The sequence below is a fragment of the Streptomyces sp. Mut1 genome, assembly GCF_030719295.1.
In the GTDB taxonomy this organism is placed as follows: domain Bacteria; phylum Actinomycetota; class Actinomycetes; order Streptomycetales; family Streptomycetaceae; genus Streptomyces; species Streptomyces castrisilvae.
Genome location: NZ_CP120997.1, coordinates 5,900,001 through 5,921,754, shown reverse-complemented (window position 1 = coordinate 5,921,754; position 21,754 = coordinate 5,900,001). Strand labels below are relative to the sequence as shown.

Here is a 21,754-nt window from a genome sequence, read left to right as displayed (position 1 = left end):
GACGGCCCCACCCCTGCCGTCCAACCACCACCCGCGACCGCCCCGCGAACTGCGCACCGCGCCGGGAGCGCCCGCCCCGCCCGCGCCCCGCCGCATCATGGAGGCATGCCCGAAGGAGACACCGTCCTGCAGACCGCGAAACGGCTGCACAGCGCGCTCGCCGGCCGTGTCCTCACCACGTCCGACCTCCGCGTCCCCCGGTTCGCCACCGCCGACCTCACCGGCCGGGCCGTCCTGGACTGCTCCGCGCGGGGCAAGCACCTGCTGACCCGCATCGAGGGCGGCCTCACCCTGCACAGCCACCTGCGGATGGACGGAGCCTGGCGCGTCTACGCCCCGGGCGAGCGTTGGCGCGGCGGCCCGGGCCACCAGATCCGGGCCGTCCTGGGCAACGAGGCACACACTGCCGTCGGCTACCGCCTCCCGGTCCTCGAACTCCTGCGCACCCGGGACGAGGAACAGGCAGTCGGCCACCTCGGCCCCGACCTGCTGGGGCCGGACTGGGACGCCGACACGGCGCTGCGCAACCTGCTCGGGGACCCCGCCCGCCCCCTCGGCGAGGCCCTGCTCGACCAACGCAACCTGGCCGGCATCGGGAACATCTACAAGGCAGAGCTCTGCTTCCTGGCCCGCGCCACGCCCTGGCTCCCCGTCGGCGAGCTGCCCGCCCCGACCGCAGTCCTCCTGGTCACCACGGCCCGGCAGCTCCTGGACGCCAACCGCGACCGCCCCCACCGCGTCACGACCGTCGGCGCCCGTCCCCGTACCGCACGGGACAGAGGGCCCCGCACCCGCCGTCCGAGTGAGAACCTCTGGGTCTACGGCCGGACCCGCCGTCCCTGCCTGCGCTGCGGAACACCGATCCGGGAGGCCGAGCAGGACGGCCGCCCCGCCTACTGGTGCCCCCGCTGCCAGACCGGCCCGACCCCTACTTGACCGGCCGCCGCCGCCAGTACCGGCCCACCGCCCCGCGCGCCCATGCCGTGCCGCGCCGCAGCAGCCCCGTCCCGGCGTCGAAGATGCCCATGGGCCTCGCGGTCGCCGCCACATGCACCGGCAGAAGGCTCAGCCCCCATCCACCCGCCGCCACCGCTCCCTCGACCAGCCCGGCGTGCGCCGGCTCCAGGACCAGCCGCAGCACGGCCCACCACCACACACCGCAGAGAACGAGCGCCGGCACCCATCGCCGCACCATGGCTGCCTCCTCCGGCCGAACCTAGTCCGCCCCGCTCACCCGGGCGAGAGCGCACCGGTGCACCACCGGCGCGCGCGGGGCGGGCGCGCACCACCGCCGTCCCACCGGGCGGCTCCCCGGCACAAGCACCCGCACACTCGTCGCGCCCAGCGCCCGCGCCCGCCTCACACCGGCACGGACCGGCACCCCGCCCAAGCGAATGCCTGCCCGAAGCGGGGCGGGGGCCCCTGCCCAGAGCGGAGCCCCCACCGCGCACGGTGGGGGCTCTCCTCGGACAGGTCAGTCCTTGTCGTCGCCGGTGAGGGAGTCCTTGACGCCGTCCGCCCGGTCGCGGGCGTCGTCCATGGTGCCCTTGGCCTTGCCCTTCGCCTGGTCGGTCTTGCCCTCGGCCTCCTTGCGACGGTCGCCGGTCATCTTGCCCATGGCTTCCTTCGCCTTGCCGGTGATCTTGTCCTTCGCGCTTCCGTCATTCATGGGTCACTCCTCCATTGGAGAGAACCGGTGCCCGCACGGGGCACCGCGGTGTCGTTCAGGCGTTCTCGGCCTGGAACATCCACGCGTGCTTTTCGAGATCGGCGGTCAGCGTGATCAGGATGTCCTGGCTGACCGGGTCCGGGGTCTCGGTCGCCTCGATCCGCTCCCGCATCCGCCCGATGACCACGCCGAGGGCGTCGATCAGGGTCTTGACCGCGTCCACGTCCTTGATCCAGCCCTCGGACGAGCCGGATTCGATGGCCGTGCTCCTGGCGACCGTCGCGGCTCGCCCGTCCGGGTTCACACCGAGCGCGGAGGCCCGTTCGGCGACCGTGTCGGAGTGCTGGCGAGCGGTGTCGACGACGTCGTCGAGCTGGAGGTGCACGGACCTGAAGCGCGGCCCGACCACGTTCCAGTGCACCTGCTTGGCCACCAGAGACAGGTCGAGGAGGTCCACCAGCGCGCCCTGGAGCGCATCCCCGACAGTTTTGAGGTCGGTCTCGGACAGCGGGCTCTTCACCACAGACATGCACGTCTCCGATCTGGAATCCGTTCCGTTCAGCACCACCACGATGGCACAAACGAAGCAAAACGGTCATTCGAGGAAGTCTCTGTACGGGATCGCACCGGATTGTTCCTCGGTCTCATCCACGCACCTGCCCCCCATCGCCCCACTGACACACCGCGCGCGAAAGTCCGGCACGGCCCGCCGGACGCACCACACAGCACCGCATCGCACCGCATCGCACCACACAGCACCGCACCGCACCGCACCGCATCGCACCGCATCGCACCACACAGCACCGCACCGCATCGCATCGCACCAGGCATGCCAAAGCCCCGGTCCGCCCCACGAGGGGGAGAACCGGGGCTCCGGCTTCACACCGAACCGATCGGATCAGGCGGCGACGACGTCCACCGCTTCCGCGGGCGCCTTGATGGTCACCCGCCCCGTCGGTACCCCCGCCACCGAAGTAACAGAGACGGAGTTGAGCATGGGGCGCACCGGTACAGGTACCGGATCGCTGGCTGCTGCCGACTCGGCCAGTTCGGCCAGGGACAGCTCATCGCTCACTTCACGCATGAGCTCGGACATCCGTACGTCAAGCGCGTCGCAAATGGCGGAGAGCAGTTCGGAGGATGCCTCCTTCTGCCCCCGCTCCACCTCGGAGAGATAGCCGAGCGAAACTCGGGCGGACGAGGAGACTTCGCGCAGAGTACGGCCTTGGCGCTGGCGCTGCCGACGCAGCACGTCACCCAGCAGGCGACGGAGCAGAATCATCGGTGGCTCCCTCCTCGGACCGCGTAGCCGCATCCTTCACGCCCCACCGTACCGCCTAGCGCTGCGGCCGTGCGGGGAGCGATGTCGTGTTCACTCAGGGCTGCAAACATCAATTCCCCCCGTTCTCTTCCGTATCCTGTGCGCTCGCATTCTCATGGAGTTCGCCTGAGAGCAGGTCGAGCGCGCTTCGTACGCTCTCTTTACGAATGTCCGCCCGGTCACCGTTCAACCGCAGTGCGGCCACTTTCCCGCTGCCCCGCGGGCCGCTGACCGCGACGAAGACGGTTCCGACGGGTTGACCGTCCTGCGGCTCGGGGCCGGCGACTCCGGTCGTCGCCACTCCCCAGTCTGCGCCCAGAACCCGGCGGGCGCCCGCTGCCATCTGGCGCGCGACCTCGGCGTCCACCGCCCCGCGCTCCGCGAGGAGAGCCGCGTCCACCCCCAGGACTTCACTCTTCAGGGGGGTCGCGTAAGCCGTGACGGACCCCCGGAACGCCTGTGAGGCACCGGGCACGGACGTGAGTTCGGCCGCGACCAGACCGCCGGTCAGCGACTCCGCGACGGCGAGGGTCTCCCCTCGCGCGACGAGCAGCCGCAGCACCCGGCCCGCGGCACTCACCGCTCGGCCTCCGCCGCGTCACGGGCCCCGGCGACCGGCTCCGTGCCGTCGGGCGCGCCCTCGGCCGCACGCTCCGCCGCCAGCCCCTGGCGCCGGAGCACCACGGCCTGCCTGACGTAGTCGAGACCGGTGACGACGGTCAGCACGACGGCCACCGCCATCACCCAGAAGCGGAGGGTGGCCAGCGGCCCGGTCAGGGCCAGCACATACATCCCGACCGCCGTGCCCTGCGCCAGCGTCTTCATCTTGCCGCCGCGACTGGCCGGAATGACCCCGTGCCGGATCACCCAGAACCGCATCAGCGTGATGCCGAGCTCGCGGAAGAGGATCACGCCCGTGACCCACCAGGGCAGATCGCCGAGATACGACAGACAGATCAGCGCCGCACCCATGATCGCCTTGTCCGCTATCGGGTCGGCGATCTTCCCGAAGTCCGTGACCAGGTTGTACGTGCGGGCCAGATGCCCGTCGAACAGGTCGGTGATCATCGCGACGGCGAAGGCCGCCCAGGCGAAGGAACGCCAGGCCGGGTCGTACCCGCCGTTGTGGAGCAGCAGCACCACGAAACCGGGGACGAGCACGAGCCGGGCCATCGTCAGGAGATTGGCGACGTTCCACAGACTGGCCTGATTGACCGCAGCGGCGCCCAGCTTTCCGCCACGGACCGGCGTCGAGCCGGAGCCGCCCGCCGCGGATGCCGGGACTCCGGTCATCTGGCTACCTCCACAAGCTCACTGCACTCGGCGATCAGGTCCACGCCTTCGGTGCCCACCACCTTTGCCTCGACCATACGGCCCGGGACGAGGCCCTCGCGTGTGGTGAAGAGCACCTGCCCATCCGTTTCGGGTGCCTGGTGCGCGGCGCGGCCGATGGCGCGCGGCTCGTCCTCGGTGGGTTCGACGGACTCGACCAGCACCTGGAGGGATTCCCCGAGGCGCTCCTCGGCCCGCTGCGAGGTCAGCTCCTCGGCGAGCTGCGAAATGTGTGCGAGCCGCTCGGCGATGACGTCGGCGTCCAGCTTGTTCTCGTAACCGACGGCTTCGGTGCCCTCCTCGTCGGAGTAGCCGAAGACGCCGATGGCGTCGAGGCGCGCCCCGGTGAGGAACCGTTCCAGCTCCGCGAGATCGTCCTCGGTCTCGCCGGGGAAGCCCACGATGAAGTTGGAGCGGGCACCCGCCTGCGGTGCCTTGCCCCGGATGGTCTCCAGCAGCTCCAGGAAGCGGTCGGTGTCGCCGAAGCGGCGCATCGCCCGCAGCACGCCGGGGGCCGAGTGCTGGAAGGACAGGTCGAAGTAGGGCGCGACCTTGGGCGTCGAGGTGAGGACGTCGATCAGGCCGGGCCGCATCTCGGCGGGCTGGAGGTAGCTGACCCGGATGCGCTCGATGCCGTCGACGTCCGCGAGCTCGGGCAGCAGCGTCTCCAGGAGACGGATGTCACCGAGGTCCTTGCCGTACGAGGTGTTGTTCTCGGAGACGAGCATGACCTCCTTGACGCCCTGCTCGGCCAGCCAGCGGGTCTCGCCCAGCACGTCGGAGGGGCGCCGGGAGATGAAGGAACCGCGGAAGGACGGGATGGCGCAGAAGGAGCAGCGGCGGTCGCAGCCGGAGGCCAGCTTGACCGAGGCGACGGGGCTGGTGCCCAGCCGCCGGCGCAGCGGCGCGCGCGGCCCCGAGACCGGGGCGACGCCTTCCGGGAGGTCGGCGGGGGCGGGAGCGGCCTCCTGCGCGTGGCCGGGCAGGGAGACCGCGGCGTCCTGCCGCTCGGCCGGGCTGATCGGCAGCAGCTTGCGGCGGTCGCGGGGGGTGTGGGAGGCGTGGATGCCGCCGTTGAGGATGGTCTGGAGGCGGTCGGAGATGTCCGTGTAGTCGTCGAAACCAAGGACTCCGTCCGCCTCGGGCAGGGCCTCGGCGAGGTCCTTGCCGTAGCGCTCGGCCATGCAGCCGACGGCGACGACGGCCTGGGTGCGGCCGTGGTCCTTCAGATCATTGGCTTCGAGCAGGGCATCGACGGAGTCCTTCTTGGCGGCTTCGACGAACCCACAGGTGTTGACCACGGCGACATCGGCATCGGAGGCATCCTCGACGAGCTCCCAGCCGTCCGCTGCCAAGCGGCCTGCGAGCTCCTCCGAGTCCACCTCGTTACGGGCGCAGCCAAGAGTGACAAGGGCGACGGTACGGCGTTCGGGCATGGACTCAAGACTACTTTGTCCCGGCACTGCCCCCGCCGCGCAGGGTTCGTCCGTCACCCGGAGTGACAAAGACGGCGAGCGCCCGGCACGAGGGCCGGGCGCTCGCCGCGCCGCGTGGTTTCCGGGGTGGGCGGTCAGCCGACCTCGGGGTCGCCCTTGGTGTAGGAGAGCCGCTCGACCTGTCCGGGCTGGAACTGGTCCTCAACCTTCTTGCCGTTGACGAACAGCTCTATCGATCCGGCGTTGCCGAGGACCAGGTCGACGCGCTCCTTGTCCTGGAAGGTCTTCGACTCGCCCTGCTGAAGGGTTCCGTCGAAGAGGGACCGGCCGTTGTGGTCCTTGGCCGAGATCCAGCTCTTGCCCTGGGTGGCGCTGAGCTTGACCGTGACCTTGTCCTGGGGCGCCGCGGCGATCGCGCTGTCGGAGGGGGCCGGCTTGGGGTCGGCGGCCTTGCTGGCGGAGGGCTTCGGGGCGATCTTGTCGGACGTCGGCCCCTCGGCGACACGGCCGGCGGTCGAGGATTCGTCACCGCCCTTGAAGAAGGTGAAGCCGACGAAGCCGACCACGGCGACGATCGCCGCGACCATGGCCGCCGTCCAGTTGGGCCGGCGGGGTTCGGAACGGATGCGCTCGGCCTCGAACAGCGGTGCCGCCGGGGTGGGCGCGGGACGGCCGCCGTGCTCGGCGTCGTACTGCGTGACCAGCGGCTCGGGGTCGGTGCCGACGGCACGCGCCAGCGTTCGGATGTGGCCGCGGGCGTACACGTCGCCGCCACAGCGGGAGAAGTCGTCCTGCTCGATCGCGTGCACGATGGGGATGCGCACCCGGGTGGACGTGCTGACCTCTTCGACCGTGAGACCTGCGGCGATACGAGCCTGCTGAAGCACTCGACCGATCGAAGGGCGGTCGTCTTCGGGGGAGTTGCCGATGGACACGGGGGCGCCTTTCGAGCGTGAGCCACCTGCTGGGTGTTCAGTCTAGGGGGGGTACGAAAGGGAGGGGCAACCGGGCGGGAGGACTTTGTACGCCATCAGATTCGAACAGAGCCGGATTCGCCGGGCCGTCCCGGGGGAAGGACGCTCTGTCCCTCCCTTCAGGTTGACGTACGACCCGGCGAAACGGTTGCCCGGGAAACCCTTACGAAGCGGTTTCCCCGCGGATCTGTGCCAACACCCCGTCGAGCTCGTCGGGTTTCACGAGGACGTCGCGGGCCTTGGACCCCTCGCTCGGCCCGACGATGTTGCGCGACTCCATCAGGTCCATCAGACGGCCGGCCTTGGCGAAGCCGACGCGCAGCTTGCGCTGGAGCATCGAGGTCGACCCGAACTGGGTGGAGACGACCAGCTCGGCGGCCTGGCACAGCAGGTCCAGGTCGTCGCCGATGTCCTCGTCGATCTCCTTCTTCTGCTTGGTGCCGACCACCACGTCGTCTCGGAAGACGGGGGCCATCTGGTCCTTGCAGTGCTGGACCACCGCCGCGACCTCGTCCTCGGTGACGAAGGCGCCCTGCATGCGGGTCGGCTTGTTCGCCCCCATCGGCAGGAACAGCCCGTCACCCTTTCCGATGAGCTTTTCGGCTCCGGGCTGGTCCAGGATGACGCGGCTGTCGGCGAGGGAGGAGGTGGCGAAGGCGAGCCGGGAGGGCACGTTCGCCTTGATGAGACCGGTGACGACGTCCACCGACGGGCGCTGTGTGGCGAGGACCAGGTGGATGCCGGCGGCGCGGGCCAGCTGGGTGATGCGGACGATCGAGTCCTCGACGTCGCGCGGGGCGACCATCATCAGGTCGGCCAGCTCATCGACGATCACCAGCAGATACGGGTACGGCGAAAGCTCCCGCTCGCTGCCCTCGGGCGTCTTGAGCTTGCCGGTGCGCACCGCGTGGTTGAAGTCGTCGATGTGCCGGTAGCCGAACGCCGCGAGGTCGTCGTAGCGCAGATCCATCTCCCGGACGACCCACTGGAGGGCCTCGGCGGCCTTCTTGGGGTTGGTGATGATCGGCGTGATCAGGTGCGGGATGCCCTCGTACGCGGTCAGCTCGACACGCTTGGGGTCGACCAGGACCATGCGCACGTCCTCCGGGGTCGCCCGCACCATGACCGAGGTGATGAGGCAGTTGATGCAGGAGGACTTTCCGGAACCGGTCGCACCGGCCACCAGGACGTGCGGCATCTTCGCGAGGTTGGCCATCTCGTAACCGCCCTCGACGTTCTTGCCGAGCGCGACCAGCATCGGGTGGTCGTCCTCCGCCGCGTCCGCGAGCCGCAGCACATCCCCGAGGTTGACCATCTCGCGGTCCGAGTTGGGGATCTCGATGCCGACGGCGGACTTCCCCGGGATCGGCGAGATGATGCGCACGTCGGGACTGGCGACGGCGTATGCGATGTTCTTGGCGAGCGCCGTGATCCGCTCGACCTTCACGGCGGGGCCGAGCTCCACCTCGTACCGCGTCACCGTCGGCCCCCGGGTGAAGCCGGTGACGGCGGCGTCGACCTTGAACTCGGTGAAGACGTTGGTCAGCGAGGCGACGATCGCGTCGTTGGCGGCGCTGCGCGTCTTGCCGGGTCCGCCGCGCTCCAGCAGGTCGAGGGAGGGCAGCGAGTAGGTGATGTCCCCGGACAGCTGGAGCTGCTCGGCGCGGGCGGGCAGCGGCTGCGCATCCGAGCGGTCGGGAACCGACTTGGTCAGATCGGGTACGCCACCGGCCGGGGCCGGCTCGTCCGGCTTCCCCGCGGACCTCTTGGCCGGCTCCGCCTCCCTGGCCCCCGGCACCGGCGTGCCCGCACGCTCGCGCTCCACCGAGACGCCCTGGGTCAGATCGGCGACGACCGGCGAGGGCGGCATGCCGTTGAGCACGGCCCCGTCGAGCGCGGCGGCAGCGGCGGCCGCCACGTCCACCGCGTCCATGGTGCGGTTCATCGCGGGCTGTACCGAGGGCCTGCGCGGCCTGCGCCGCTTGGTCAGCGCCTCGGCCTCCGCCAGGTCCGGGTCGTATTCGTCGGAGGCCTCCGTGCGGCGTCCCCCAGAGCGCCGTGAACGGGCGGGCAGCGACTCGCGCCACTGCTCCTCGTACCGCTCGTCGTCGCCGTCCTCCTCCCGCGCCTCGGGGCCGGGGGCCGGCTCGATGATCCCCAGCTTGACGCCGAGCAGCCGCAGCCGCTGCGGGATGGCGTTCACCGGGGTGGCCGTGACGACCAGCAGGCCGAAGACGGTGAGCAGCAGGAGCAGGGGGACGGCCAGCACCTCGCCCATGGCGAGGATCAGCGGCTTGGACGCGCCCCAGCCGATGAGCCCGCCGGCGTCCTGCATGGCCGCGGTGCCCTCGCCGCGTCCGGGCGCCCCGCAGGCGATGTGCACCTGGCCGAGCACGCCGATGACGAGGGCGGACAGCCCGATGACGATGCGGCCGTTGGCCTCGGGCTTCTCCGGGTAGAGGATCAGCCGCACGGCGATGGCGCCCAGCAGTATCGGCACGAGCAGGTCGAGCCGGCCGAAGGCGCCGGTGACGAGCATCTCCACGAGGTCGCCCACGGGACCGCGCAGATTCGACCAGGTGCCCGCCGCGACGATCAGCGCGAGGCCGAGCAGCAGCAGCGCGACGCCGTCCTTGCGGTGCGCGGGGTCGAGGCCCTTGGCGCCGCGCCCTATGCCGCGGAACATCGCTCCGACGGCATGGGCCGCGCCGAGCCAGACGGCCCGCGCCAGCCGGTACACGCCGTTGGTGGGCGACGGTGCCGGCGGCGGCGCGGCCTTCTTGGCAGCCGTCTTCCTGGGGGGCGCCTTCTTCGCTGGGGCGCTCTTCTTGGCTGCGGTCTTCTTGGCGGGCGCGGCTTTCTTCGCCGGGCCCGGCCCACCGCCGACGCGCTTCGCGGTGCCCGCCGTGCCCTGGGAACCCTTGCCGGACGTACGTGAGGCCATGGGGCCGAGGTTACCGGTGTTGGCCGGTGAACACGTGCGCGTACCGGTTCACCCGTCCGTGTCGCCCTGTGGTGGCCACAAGCTGACGGGCCCTCATCGCCACTCGCCCGCCGAACCCCCCGCGGCAGCGGCCCAGTTGCCCCGCACCCGCCCCGAAAGGTCCCGCCCGCAAGACGGGTGCGCCGCGGTGCCGTTACGAGGGAATGGGCGCCGACGCGCCACCCGTGCCCGGTTCCAGGGCGTCCAACGCCCGGCGCAGGCCGGTCAGTTTCCGTTCGAGATGGGCGGCCGTGGCCACCGCGCCGGCGTCCGCCGACTCGTCGTCCAGCTGTTTGGACAGGGCTTCGGCCTGCTCCTCGACGGCCGCCAGCCGTGCGGAGAGCTCGGCCAGCAGACCTGCGGGTTCCCTCTCCTGCTGGGTGCCCGCGCCTCCGCCGCCCTCCAGCTGGAGCCGCAGCAGCGCCGCCTGCTCCCTCAGCTGGCAGTTCTTCATGTACAGCTCGACGAAGACCGAGACCTTGGCCCGCAGCACCCACGGGTCGAACGGCTTCGAGATGTAGTCCACCGCGCCGGCCGCGTAACCCCGGAAGGTGTGATGCGGGCCGTGGTTGATCGCGGTGAGGAAGATGATCGGGATGTCCCGGGTCCGCTCCCGTCGCTTGATGTGCGCGGCGGTTTCGAAACCGTCCATGCCTGGCATCTGGACGTCCAGCAGAATGACCGCGAAGTCGTCCGTGAGCAGCGCTTTGAGCGCCTCCTCCCCTGACGATGCCCGTACCAGTGTCTGATCGAGCGCAGAGAGGATGGCCTCCAGCGCCAGCAGATTCTCCGGCCGGTCATCGACCAGGAGGATCTTGGCCTTCTGCACCATGGCCCGTCCTCCTCGCCCCGGAATTGCACCGGGCGCCGCCCCAGGGGACGACTCCCTTACGCCGTCCGTCCTTGTGCCGGTCATGGTAACCGCACCCCGGCGGTCACCACACCCTGTCACCGCGATGTCACTGTGCACGTACCTGAAACGCGGCGGGAGACCAGAAGGTTCCCCGTAATCCGCGTTCCCACACTCCTTCTGACAGAGCCGGTCAACAAAACAGCATGGATTCACTCAACAACGATCACTCTCCGCGCATCCATTGCTCCATGACCGAAAGAAGATGATCAGGGTCGACCGGCTTCGTGACGTAGTCCGACGCGCCCGACTCAAGTGCCTTCTCCCGGTCGCCCTTCATCGCCTTCGCGGTCAACGCCACGATCGGCAGACCGGAGAACTGCGGCATCCTGCGGATCGCCGACGTCGTCGCGTAGCCGTCCATCTCCGGCATCATGATGTCCATCAGTACGACCGTCACATCGTCGTGCTGCTCCAGGACTTCGATGCCCTCGCGCCCGTTCTCGGCGTAGAGGACCGTCAGCCCGTGCTGCTCCAGCACGCTGGTGAGCGCGAAGACGTTACGGATGTCGTCGTCGACGATCAGCACCTTCTCGCCGCTGAACCGGAACGTCCTGCGCACCTCCGGCTCGTCCTGCCCGCCGAGCGCCCACGACTCCGGTGCGGCGGCCGGGGCCTGCTGCGGGGCGGGGGCGGCGGGCCGCGCGGGCAGCGCCGGCTGCTGCTGCCCTCCTCCCAGCGCCTTGCGACGGCGCCTGAGCAGCCCCGCCGCGCCACCGGCGTCCTGCCCGCCGCCCGGCCGCGGCACGGCCTGCTCGGCGTCCGGAGCGCCCGGCACGTACACCTGCCCGGCTTCCGGCGCCCGTACGCCCTCGACCGCCCCGGTCCGGCCGTCGGTGGGCCCGGGACCGATCTGCGGGTAGCCCTGCGGCGGGAGTTCGCTCGGGTGCAGCGGCAGGTACAGCGTGAACGTCGAACCGCGGCCCGGCTCGCTCGCGGCGTGGATCTCGCCGCCCAGCAGCCGCGCGATCTCACGGCTGATGGAGAGGCCGAGACCCGTACCGCCGTACTTGCGGCTGGTCGTCCCGTCCGCCTGCTTGAACGCCTCGAAGATCACCCGCATCTTGCTCGCCGCGATCCCGATGCCCGTGTCGGTCACCGAGAAGGCGATCAGGTCACTGTCCGCGTCCCGCAGCGAACCGGCCTCCAGCAGCTGCTCGCGGATGGCGTCCGGCACCTCTTGGCCGGCGTGCCGGATCACCAGCTCGACGGCCCCGCTGTCGGTGAACTTCACCGCGTTGGAGAGGAGGTTGCGCAGCACCTGGAGCAGCCGCTGCTCGTCGGTGTGCAGTGTGGCCGGCAGCTCCGGCGACACGCGTACGGAGAAATCCAGCCCCTTTTCCGCGGTGAGCGGCCTGAACGTCGCCTCCACGTAGTCCACCAACTGCACGAGGGCGATACGGGTCGGGCTGACGTCCATCTTGCCCGCCTCCACCTTCGACAGGTCGAGGATGTCGTTGATCAGCTGAAGCAGGTCCGAACCGGCCCCGTGGATCGTCTCGGCGAATTCCACCTGCTTCGGCGAGAGATTGCCCTCGGCGTTGTCCGCCAGCAACTTGGCCAGAATGAGCAGCGAGTTGAGCGGTGTGCGCAGCTCGTGCGACATGTTCGCCAGGAACTCGGACTTGTAGCGCATCGAGACGGCCAGCTGTTCGGCGCGCTCCTCCAGGACCTGCCGCGCCTCCTCGATCTCGGTGTTCTTGACCTCGATGTCGCGGTTCTGCCGGGCCAGCAGCTCGGCCTTCTCCTCCAGTTCGGCGTTGGACGCCTGGAGGGCCTTCTGCCGGTTCTCCAATTCCTGCGAGCGGTCGCGCAATTGCTCGGTCAGTTCCTGGGACTGCTCAAGCAGCTTCTCGGTCGTCGTGTTGACGCTGATCGTGTTGACGCTCGTCGCGATCATTTCGGCGAGCTGGTTGAGGAAGTCGCGCTGGATGTGCGTGAACGGCTGGAACGAGGCCAGTTCGATCACGCCGAGCACCTTGCCCTCGAAGAGCACCGGCAGCACGATCACATGCGCGGGCGGTGCCTCGCCGAGCCCGGAGGAGACCTTCAGATAGCCCGGCGGAACGTTGTCCACCTGGATCGTGCGCTTCTCCTCGGCGGCCGTGCCGATGAGCGTCTCCCCCGGCCGGAAGGACGTGGGCATGGAGCCCGCCGAGTAGCCGTAGCTACCCCGCATGCGCAGCTCGTACGCCCCCTCGCGGTCGCCCTCTCCGCCCAGCGCGTCGGTCTCGCCGGTGGACGTGGCCAGGAAGAAGGCGCCGTGCTGCGCTGAGACGACCGGCGTCAGCTCGCTCATGATCAGCGAGGCGACGTCGTCGAGGTCCCGCCGCCCCTGCATCAGACCGGAGATCCGGGCGAGGTTGCCCTTGAGCCAGTCCTGCTCCTTGTTGGTGGCGGTGGTGTCGCGCAGGTTCGCGATCATCGTGTTGATGTTGTCCTGGAGGGCCTGGATCTCGCCCGCCGCGTCCACATCGATCTTGAGGTTGAGGTCGCCCCGGGTCACCGCCGTGGCGACGGCCGCGATGGCCCGCACCTGACGGGTCAGGTTCCCGGCCATCTCGTTCACCGACTCGGTGAGGTCGCGCCAGGTGCCGTCCACGTCCCGCACCCGCGCCTGGCCGCCGAGCTGGCCCTCGGTGCCCACCTCGCGGGCGACCCGGGTCACCTGCTCGGCGAACGACGACAGCTGGTCCACCATCGTGTTGATGGTGTTCTTCAGCTCCTGGATCTCACCGCGCGCGTCGATGTCGATCTTCTTGGTGAGGTCGCCCTTGGCGATGGCGGTGGTGACGGTGGCGATCTGGCGCACCTGGCCCGTCAGATTGGACGCCATCGAGTTCACGGACTCGGTGAGGTCCTTCCACGTACCCGAGACGCCCGGTACGCGCGCCTGGCCGCCCAGCTCGCCCTCCGTGCCCACCTCGCGGGCGACGCGGGTCACCTCGTCCGCGAACGAGGACAGGGTCGTCACCATCGTGTTGACGGTGTCGGCCAGCTCGGCCACCTCACCGCGGGCCTCCACGGTGACCTTCTTCGTCAGGTCGCCGTTGGCGACGGCGGACGAGACGCGGGAGATGTTGCGCACCTGGCTGGTCAGGTTGTTGGCCATCAGGTTGACGTTGTCGCTGAGGTCCTTCCAGATGCCCGTCGCGCCACGCACCCTGGCCTGACCGCCGAGGATGCCCTCGGTACCCACCTCGCGGGCGACCCTGGTGACCTCGTCCGCGAAGTTGAGCAGCTGGTCGACCATCGTGTTGACCGTCGTCACCAGTTCGAGGATCTCGCCCTTGGCGTCGACGGTGATCTTCTTGGACAGGTCACCGTTGGCGACCGCCGTGGTGACCTCGGCGATGTTGCGCACCTGGAGGGTGAGGTTGTTCGCCATGCCGTTGACGGACTGCGTGAGGTCCTTCCACGTACCGGACACCCCCTGCACCTCGGCCTGACCGCCGAGCATGCCCTCCGTACCCACCTCGCGGGCCACCCGGGTCACCTGCTCGGCGAAGTTCGAGAGCTGGTCGACCATGGTGTTGAGCGTGTTCTTGAGTTCCAGGATCTCGCCGCGCGCGTCCACGTCGATCTTCTGCGACAGGTCACCCCGCGCCACCGCCGTGGCGACCTGCGCGATGCTGCGGACCTGGTCCGTGAGATTGCCGGCCATGCCGTTCACGGAGTCCGTCAGGTCCCGCCACACCCCGGCCACGCCGGGCACCTGCGCCTGGCCGCCGAGACGCCCGTCGGTGCCCACCTCGCGGGCCACCCGCGTCACCTGGTCCGCGAAGGCGGAGAGCTGGTCGACCATCGTGTTGATGGTGTTCTTGAGTTCCAGGATCTCGCCGCGCGCGTCCACGTCGATCTTCTGCGACAGGTCGCCCCGCGCCACCGCCGTCGTGACCTGCGCGATCTGGCGCACCTGCGAGGTCAGGTTCCCCGCCATGAAGTTGACGGAGTCCGTGAGCTCCTTCCACGTACCCGAGACGCCGTCGACCCGCGCCTGACCGCCGAGGCGGCCCTCCGTGCCCACGTCCCGCGCCATCCGCGTCACCTGGTCGGCGAACGAGGACAGCTGCGCCACCATCGTGTTGACGGTGTTCTTCAGCTCCAGCATCTCGCCCGCGACATCGACGGTGACCTTCTGCGACAGATCGCCGTTGGCCACAGCCGTCGTCACCTGGGCGATGTCCCGCACCTGGCCGGTCAGGTTCCGGAAGGCCGTGTTCACGGAGTCCGTGAGGTCCTTCCACGTCCCGGCCGCGCCCGGCACCTCCGCCTGGCCGCCGAGCCGGCCCTCGACACCGACCTCCCGGGCCACCCGGGTCACTTCCGAACCGAAGGACTGGAGCTGGTCGACCATCGTGTTGACGGTGTTCTTCAGCTCCAGCATCTCGCCGGCCACGTTGACCGTGACCTTCTGCGTCATGTCACCGCTGGCGACCGCCGTGGTCACCTGGGCGATGTCGCGCACCTGGGTCGTCAGGTTGCGGAAGACCGTGTTCACCGAGTCGGTGAGGTCCTTCCACGTACCCGCCGCGCCCGGCACCTGCGCCTGGCCTCCGAGCAGCCCCTCACCACCGACCTCGCTGGCCACGCGCGTGACCTCGTCCGCGAAGGTGCGCAGCGTCTCGGTCATCTGGTTGATCGTCTCGGCGAGCTGGGCGACCTCGCCGCGCGCGCTCACCTGCACCTTCTGCGACAGGTCACCGTTGGCGACCGCCGTCGTGACCTCCGCGATGCCGCGCACCTGGGAGGTGAGGTTCCCGGCCATCGTGTTGACGGAGTCCGTGAGGTCCTTCCACACCCCGGCCACGCCCGGAACCGTGGCCTGACCGCCCAGCTCGCCCTCCGTGCCCACCTCGCGGGCGACCCGGGTCACCTCGGAGGAGAACGACGACAGCTGGTCGACCATCGTGTTGACGGTGTTCTTCAGCTGGAGCATCTCGCCGGCGACATGGACGGTCACCTTCCGCGACAGGTCACCCTTGGCGACCGCCGTCGTCACCAGCGCGATGTCGCGCACCTGTGCGGTCAGCCGGTACGCCATGGTGTTGACGGAGTCCGTGAGGTCCTTCCACGACCCGGACATCCCGCGCACCTGCGCCTGCCCGCCGAGCTTGCCCTCGGTCCCCACCTCGACCGCGACCCGCGTCACCTGCTCGGTGAACGCCGACAGCTGGTCGACCAGGTTGTTGACGGTACGGGCGACCTTGAGGAACTCGCCGCGCAGCGGCCGTACCGTCTCGTCCGCGGTGTGGGAACGGAGCTCCATCCGCTGTTCGAGGTCGCCGTCGGCCACGGCCGACAGCACCCGCCCGACCTCGGAGACGGGGCGCGCGAGATCGTCCACCAGCTCGTTCGAGGCGTCGATGGCGGCCGCCCAGGAACCCTCGCAGGCGCCCGTCTCCAGCCGCTCGGTGAGCTTGCCCTCCCGGCCGACCACGCGGCGCACCCGCGCCAGCTCGCCCGTGAGGTGCACGTTCCGGTCGGCGACCTCGTTGAAGACCGCGGCGAGCTCCGCCATCACGCCTTCGCCGGAGACGGTGACCCGCCTGCGGAAGTTCCCGTCGCGCATGGCCACCAGACCGGCCAGCAGTCTGTGGAGCGCCGCGGCGTCGACCTCGACGGTTCCATTGCGCTGCTTCTTCACGGACTGTCCGCCTTTACTGCGCGTGCTTGATCCCCGCGCCGCCACGTCAGACTCCACCGTGTCCCTCCCGCAGGGGTTGACCATCTAGCTAGGACCTCGTCCGAGAGCCTGCCCACAACTTCCATGGCTCACCGCCACAGCCCACCGTCGACGGGTGACCATGCGGACGTCAAATCGTTGAAACGTACCAGGCGGGAACCGGTCGGGGTGCGACCTCCCATGGTTGTCCCCCATCCCTCCCAAGGGAAGCCCGACCTTGTCGGGAACCAGGCCGTTCCCGCCCATGCCTGTCCGAAGTCGGCCCTCGTGTACCCGGTGCGCGTGGGGAGCGTCTAGCCTGGCAGGCGAATCGAAGCGGCGAGAAACGGGCACAGGACTCGGGGAAGCGACGAGACACCATATGGGGAGTGCTGTGATCACGGCGCGTGCGGCTGCCACCTTCGACCCGGTGGCGCGCTCCGTCGCTACGGCCCGCGCCTTTGTCCGCGACACGCTCCAGGGGTGGGGGTACACCGACGTCGTGGACGACGCCGTCGTCCTGACCAGCGAGCTCGTCACCAATGCGGTGGTCCACGCGGGCACGGCGGCCGATGTGCTGTGCCTGCGCACGGAGGACGGCGTCCGCGTGGAGATCTCCGACCACTATCCGGAGCGCGAGATCCCGCTCCAGTCGTCGGGACTGGAGCTCGGCAGCCTCGACAGCGAGAACGGCCGCGGACTGCTGCTGTGCGCCGCGCTGGCTTCCCGCTGGGGCGTCGAATACTCCCCCACCCGCAAACATGTCTGGTTCCAGCTCGATCTTCCCGACCGCCCGGTGGGCATCCGCTCCGCCGGCCCGCTCCTGCCCGTCGGTCTCCTCCCGGTCGCCGACGAACGCGTCAGGGTCGCCGTCGTCCAGATCGACAGCACGGGCGCCGTCGCCGCGTGGAACGACGACGCCGCGTACCTGTTCGGCTACACGGCGGACCAGGTCATCGGCAAGCAGCTCACCGACTTCACCGCCTGGCCGCAGACCCCGGGCACGAACACGGGCATCGCCGACGCCCTGCGCCTCTCCCGCTGGGAGGGCAGCTACGGCATCCGGGGCGCCGACGGCCGCACCATCCCGGTCTACGGCTCCCACCTGCGGGTACGCGATACGCAGGGCGAGCCGTCGACGGTCTGCCTGCTGGTACGCGACTACGAGCGCGCGGTCCTCCAGTCCCCGGTACGCGCCCCGGTCTCGGACGCCGCCGAGAGCCGCAAGACGGACCCCTTCGAGGTCTTCATCGGCTCTCCCGCCCCCGACGACCTCGACGGGCTGCTCCAGCGCACCGTCGAGCGGGCACGCGACATGCTCGACGCCGACGCCGCCTTCCTGCTGCTGGCGACGGACGACGAGACCGAGCTGGAGGTACGGGCCACGACCGGCCTGCCCTCGGCCCGCCAGCGCTTCGCCCGCGTCCCCGTGGAGGCCGGCACCGGACGGTACGGCTCCGCGCGGATGCCCGCCGTCCACGAGGACCTGGACGCCGTCCCGGGCGCCGTGCCGCTGCTCGGCAACACCGGGATGCGCTCGGTGGTCACAGTCCCGCTGAAGGTCGAGGGGCGGCTCACGGGCTCGCTGGGCGTCGCCGCCGAGGCCGCCGGCCGGTATTCCAACGAGGAGGCGCTGCGTCTCCAGTTCGCCGCGGACCGGATCGCCCTGGCGGTCGAGTCGGCGCGCCTGGGCGAGCTGGAACGGCTGCGCCGCGGCTCGCTGTCCTTCCTCGTCGAGGCGTCGGACCTGCTGGCGGGCACGCTGGACCGGGACCAGACGCTGGCGCTGATGGCCCAGATGACGGTCCCGACCCTGGCGACGTGGTGCGCCGTCTACACGATCGCCGACCAGTCGTCGGAGCCGGACCTCTCCTACGTCCTGCACGAGGACGAGGACCGCATCGACGGCCTCAAGGCCCTGCTCACCCGGATCGACCCGCCGGAGCCGGTGCCGACCCCCGGCGCCCGTGTGTGGTCCGCGCCCTCGGAGGCCGCCCACGAGGCGGCGCTGCGCACGTCGATGCGCAGTATCGGCGCCGGCGAACAGGGCGGCCTCGACTCGGGCACGCGTACGACGCTGGCCACGGCCGCCGCGGTGGGCGGTGAGACGGTGGTCCTGCCGCTCGTCGCCCGCAACCGGGTGATCGGCATGCTCACGCTCGGCAAGCCGTCCGACGACCACTTCCGCCAGGAGATCCTGGAACTGGCCGAGGACCTGTCCCGCAGGGCCGCCCTGGCCCTGGACAACGCCCGCCTGTACTCGGAGCGCACGGCGATCAGCCAGTCCCTCCAGCGCAGTCTGCTGCCGCCGGGCCTGCCGACCGTCCCGAACGTCGAGGTCGATGTCATCTACCGTGCGGCCGGCGAGGGCAACGAGGTCGGCGGCGACTTCTACGACGTATTCCCGATCCGGGACGGCGCCTACGGCTTCGCCATCGGCGACGTCTGCGGTACGGGGCCGGAGGCGGCCGCTGTGACGGGCCTGGCCCGCCACGCGCTGCGCCTGCTGGCCCGGGAGGGCTTCGGCGGCCCCGCGGTCCTGGAGCGGCTCAACGCGGCCATCCTGGACGAGGGTTCCCGCAGCCGCTTCCTCACGCTTCTCTACGGGGAGCTGTGGCCGCAGGAGGACGGCAGCGCGCTCCTGAAGGTCGTCTGCGCCGGGCACCCGCTGCCGCTGCGCCTGCGCCAGGACGGCTCGGTCGAGCCGGCGGCGGACCCGCAGCCGCTGCTGGGCGTCCTGGAGGACCTGGAGCTGTACGAGCAGACGCTGACCCTGGAGCCGGGCGATGTACTGCTGTGCGTCACGGACGGTGTGACGGAACGCCGGGAGGGTACGCGCATGCTCGGCGACGACGGCCTGGCGGAGGTGCTGGCCCACTGCACGGGTCTTACGGCAGGCGCGGTGGCCGCACGCATTCTCCGGGCCGTGGAGCGCTTCGCGGCCGATCCGCCGTCGGACGACATGGCCATCCTGACGATGCGCGTCCCGGAACCGCACCCGGCCCCGTAGAGGCGCCCCGCACATGCGAAAGGCCCCCGCCGTGTGGCGGGGGCCTTTCGTTTGTCGGAGCCCCAATGCGGAATCGAACCGCAGACCTTCTCCTTACCATGGAGACGCTCTACCGACTGAGCTATTGGGGCCTTGTTGCCCTGCGGCAACGAGCTAAAGCATACCCCGATCCGAGGGGTGCGCAAAACCGCCTGGCACACCGTCACCCGGCCCGGCCGGCACATGGGTCGGTGGCCGGGCAAGGGGATGCACGGGCGGTGTCGAGGGAGGGCGTAAACGCAGAAGAGCCCCGTGCCACAAGGGCACGGGGCTCTTCCTAAAAGGAGTTCGGCGGCGTCCTACTCTCCCACAGGGTCCCCCCTGCAGTACCATCGGCGCTGAAAGGCTTAGCTTCCGGGTTCGGAATGTAACCGGGCGTTTCCCTAACGCAATGACCACCGAAACACTATGAAATTAAACAACACCGGGCGCTGCGTTTAATTAAACACAGTCACGGCAGTTCGTTATTTCAGAACCAACACAGTGGACGCGAGCAACTGAGGACAAGCCCTCGGCCTATTAGTACCAGTCAGCTCCACCCGTTACCGGGCTTCCACATCTGGCCTATCAACCCAGTCGTCTACTGGGAGCCTTAACCAATCAAGTTGGTGGGAATACTCATCTCGAAGCAGGCTTCCCGCTTAGATGCTTTCAGCGGTTATCCTTTCCGAACGTAGCCAACCAGCCATGCCCTTGGCAGGACAACTGGCACACCAGAGGTTCGTCCGTCCCGGTCCTCTCGTACTAGGGACAGCCCTTCTCAATATTCCTACGCGCACAGCGGATAGGGACCGAACTGTCTCACGACGTTCTAAACCCAGCTCGCGTACCGCTTTAATGGGCGAACAGCCCAACCCTTGGGACCGACTCCAGCCCCAGGATGCGACGAGCCGACATCGAGGTGCCAAACCATCCCGTCGATATGGACTCTTGGGGAAGATCAGCCTGTTATCCCCGGGGTACCTTTTATCCGTTGAGCGACAGCGCTTCCACAAGCCACTGCCGGATCACTAGTCCCGACTTTCGTCCCTGCTCGACCCGTCGGTCTCACAGTCAAGCTCCCTTGTGCACTTACACTCAACACCTGATTGCCAACCAGGCTGAGGGAACCTTTGGGCGCCTCCGTTACTCTTTAGGAGGCAACCGCCCCAGTTAAACTACCCATCAGACACTGTCCCTGATCCGGATCACGGACCCAGGTTAGACATCCAGCACGACCAGAGTGGTATTTCAACGGCGACTCCACAACCACTGGCGTGGCCGCTTCAAAGTCTCCCACCTATCCTACACAAGCCGAACCGAACACCAATATCAAACTATAGTAAAGGTCCCGGGGTCTTTCCGTCCTGCTGCGCGAAACGAGCATCTTTACTCGTAGTGCAATTTCACCGGGCCTATGGTTGAGACAGTCGAGAAGTCGTTACGCCATTCGTGCAGGTCGGAACTTACCCGACAAGGAATTTCGCTACCTTAGGATGGTTATAGTTACCACCGCCGTTTACTGGCGCTTAAGTTCTCAGCTTCGCCACCCCGAAAGGCAGCTAACCGGTCCCCTTAACGTTCCAGCACCGGGCAGGCGTCAGTCCGTATACATCGCCTTACGGCTTCGCACGGACCTGTGTTTTTAGTAAACAGTCGCTTCTCGCTGGTCTCTGCGGCCACCCCCAGCTCAGGAAGCAAGTTCCCTCACCAGTGATGGCCCCCCTTCTCCCGAAGTTACGGGGGCATTTTGCCGAGTTCCTTAACCATAGTTCACCCGAACGCCTCGGTATTCTCTACCTGACCACCTGAGTCGGTTTAGGGTACGGGCCGCCATGAAACTCGCTAGAGGCTTTTCTCGACAGCATAGGATCATCCACTTCACCACAATCGGCTCGGCATCAGGTCTCAGCCTTATATGTGTGACGGATTTACCTACCACACGGCCTACACCCTTACCCCGGGACAACCACCGCCCGGGCTGGACTACCTTCCTGCGTCACCCCATCGCTTACCTACTACAAGTCTGGTTCATCGGCTCCACCACTACCCTCAACTCCGAAGAGATCGGGCCGGCTTCACGGACTTAGCATCGCCTGATTCAGTACTGGGCGTTTCAAAGCGGGTACCGGAATATCAACCGGTTGTCCATCGACTACGCCTGTCGGCCTCGCCTTAGGTCCCGACTTACCCTGGGCAGATCAGCTTGACCCAGGAACCCTTAGTCAATCGGCGCACACGTTTCTCACGTGTGTATCGCTACTCATGCCTGCATTCTCACTCGTGAACCGTCCACAACTCGCTTCCGCGGCTGCTTCACCCGGCACACGACGCTCCCCTACCCATCCCAGCGGGCGTTGGCCCTCATGCTGGAATGACACGACTTCGGCGGTACGCTTGAGCCCCGCTACATTGTCGGCGCGGAATCACTTGACC

The 21,754-nt window shown here is 68.9% G+C and carries 13 protein-coding genes, 1 tRNA gene and 2 rRNA genes (1 of these 16 running past the window's edge); 2 read left to right on the top strand and 14 right to left on the bottom strand.

Annotation, left to right across the window (positions count from 1 at the left end):
• The first annotated feature begins 105 nt into the window (after positions 1-105).
• Positions 106-936 carry a DNA-formamidopyrimidine glycosylase family protein gene (locus P8A18_RS25845; RefSeq protein ID WP_306058113.1) on the top strand — a complete coding sequence of 277 codons (831 nt, stop codon included), beginning with the start codon at positions 106-108 and terminating at the stop codon, positions 934-936.
• Here the strand turns inward: P8A18_RS25845 and P8A18_RS25840 are convergent.
• From P8A18_RS25840 to P8A18_RS25790, 11 genes are all read right to left on the bottom strand, one after another.
• Positions 929-1,195, bottom strand: a complete 267-nt coding sequence (locus P8A18_RS25840; RefSeq protein WP_018551561.1) for a hypothetical protein — start codon at positions 1,193-1,195, stop codon at positions 929-931. The two genes, P8A18_RS25845 and P8A18_RS25840, sit on opposite strands and share 8 nt — an antisense overlap.
• A gap of 279 nt (positions 1,196-1,474) precedes the next feature.
• Positions 1,475-1,669: a CsbD family protein gene (locus P8A18_RS25835; RefSeq protein WP_306058111.1), complete on the bottom strand. Its 195-nt coding sequence runs from the start codon at positions 1,667-1,669 to the stop codon at positions 1,475-1,477.
• Between the two features lie 55 nt (positions 1,670-1,724).
• Positions 1,725-2,198 (bottom strand): Dps family protein, encoded by a 474-nt coding sequence (locus P8A18_RS25830; RefSeq protein WP_306058109.1) that lies wholly within the window; start codon positions 2,196-2,198, stop codon positions 1,725-1,727.
• Positions 2,199-2,567: 369 nt separating this feature from the next.
• On the bottom strand, positions 2,568-2,951 hold the full coding sequence (locus P8A18_RS25825) for a helix-turn-helix domain-containing protein (protein ID WP_018105285.1): 384 nt from the start codon (positions 2,949-2,951) through the stop codon (positions 2,568-2,570).
• Positions 2,952-3,060: 109 nt separating this feature from the next.
• A complete protein-coding gene (locus tag P8A18_RS25820; protein WP_306058104.1) occupies positions 3,061-3,570 on the bottom strand; it encodes a CinA family protein in 510 nt (169 codons plus the stop codon).
• Positions 3,567-4,283 carry a CDP-diacylglycerol--glycerol-3-phosphate 3-phosphatidyltransferase gene (gene pgsA / locus P8A18_RS25815; RefSeq protein ID WP_306058102.1) on the bottom strand — a complete coding sequence of 239 codons (717 nt, stop codon included), beginning with the start codon at positions 4,281-4,283 and terminating at the stop codon, positions 3,567-3,569. The genes P8A18_RS25820 and pgsA overlap by 4 nt, the downstream gene beginning before the upstream one ends.
• On the bottom strand, positions 4,280-5,758 hold the full coding sequence (rimO, locus tag P8A18_RS25810; protein WP_026249596.1) for a 30S ribosomal protein S12 methylthiotransferase RimO: 1,479 nt from the start codon (positions 5,756-5,758) through the stop codon (positions 4,280-4,282). The genes pgsA and rimO overlap by 4 nt, the downstream gene beginning before the upstream one ends.
• A 134-nt stretch (positions 5,759-5,892) precedes the next feature.
• A complete protein-coding gene (locus P8A18_RS25805; protein ID WP_018551567.1) occupies positions 5,893-6,693 on the bottom strand; it encodes a helix-turn-helix domain-containing protein in 801 nt (266 codons plus the stop codon).
• Positions 6,694-6,895: 202 nt separating this feature from the next.
• Positions 6,896-9,676 (bottom strand): DNA translocase FtsK, encoded by a 2,781-nt coding sequence (locus tag P8A18_RS25800; RefSeq protein WP_306058100.1) that lies wholly within the window; start codon positions 9,674-9,676, stop codon positions 6,896-6,898.
• 193 nt (positions 9,677-9,869) lie between these two features.
• Complete coding sequence (locus P8A18_RS25795; RefSeq protein WP_018551569.1) at positions 9,870-10,547, bottom strand: response regulator; 678 nt, start codon at positions 10,545-10,547, stop codon at positions 9,870-9,872.
• Between the two features lie 244 nt (positions 10,548-10,791).
• Positions 10,792-16,272, bottom strand: coding sequence for a HAMP domain-containing protein (locus P8A18_RS25790; protein WP_306058098.1), 5,481 nt, complete (start codon positions 16,270-16,272; stop codon positions 10,792-10,794).
• A gap of 400 nt (positions 16,273-16,672) precedes the next feature.
• On the opposite strand from P8A18_RS25790, the gene P8A18_RS25785 reads away from it, so the two are divergent.
• Positions 16,673-19,300: a SpoIIE family protein phosphatase gene (locus P8A18_RS25785; protein WP_306058096.1), complete on the top strand. Its 2,628-nt coding sequence runs from the start codon at positions 16,673-16,675 to the stop codon at positions 19,298-19,300.
• A 58-nt stretch (positions 19,301-19,358) separates the two neighbouring features.
• Here P8A18_RS25785 and P8A18_RS25780 read toward each other — a convergent pair.
• From P8A18_RS25780 to P8A18_RS25770, 3 genes are all read right to left on the bottom strand, one after another.
• Positions 19,359-19,431 (bottom strand) — tRNA-Thr (locus P8A18_RS25780).
• A gap of 194 nt (positions 19,432-19,625) precedes the next feature.
• Positions 19,626-19,742 (bottom strand): 5S ribosomal RNA (rrf, locus tag P8A18_RS25775).
• Positions 19,743-19,838: 96 nt separating this feature from the next.
• Positions 19,839-21,754 (bottom strand): 23S ribosomal RNA (locus tag P8A18_RS25770); it runs 1,209 nt beyond the window's last position.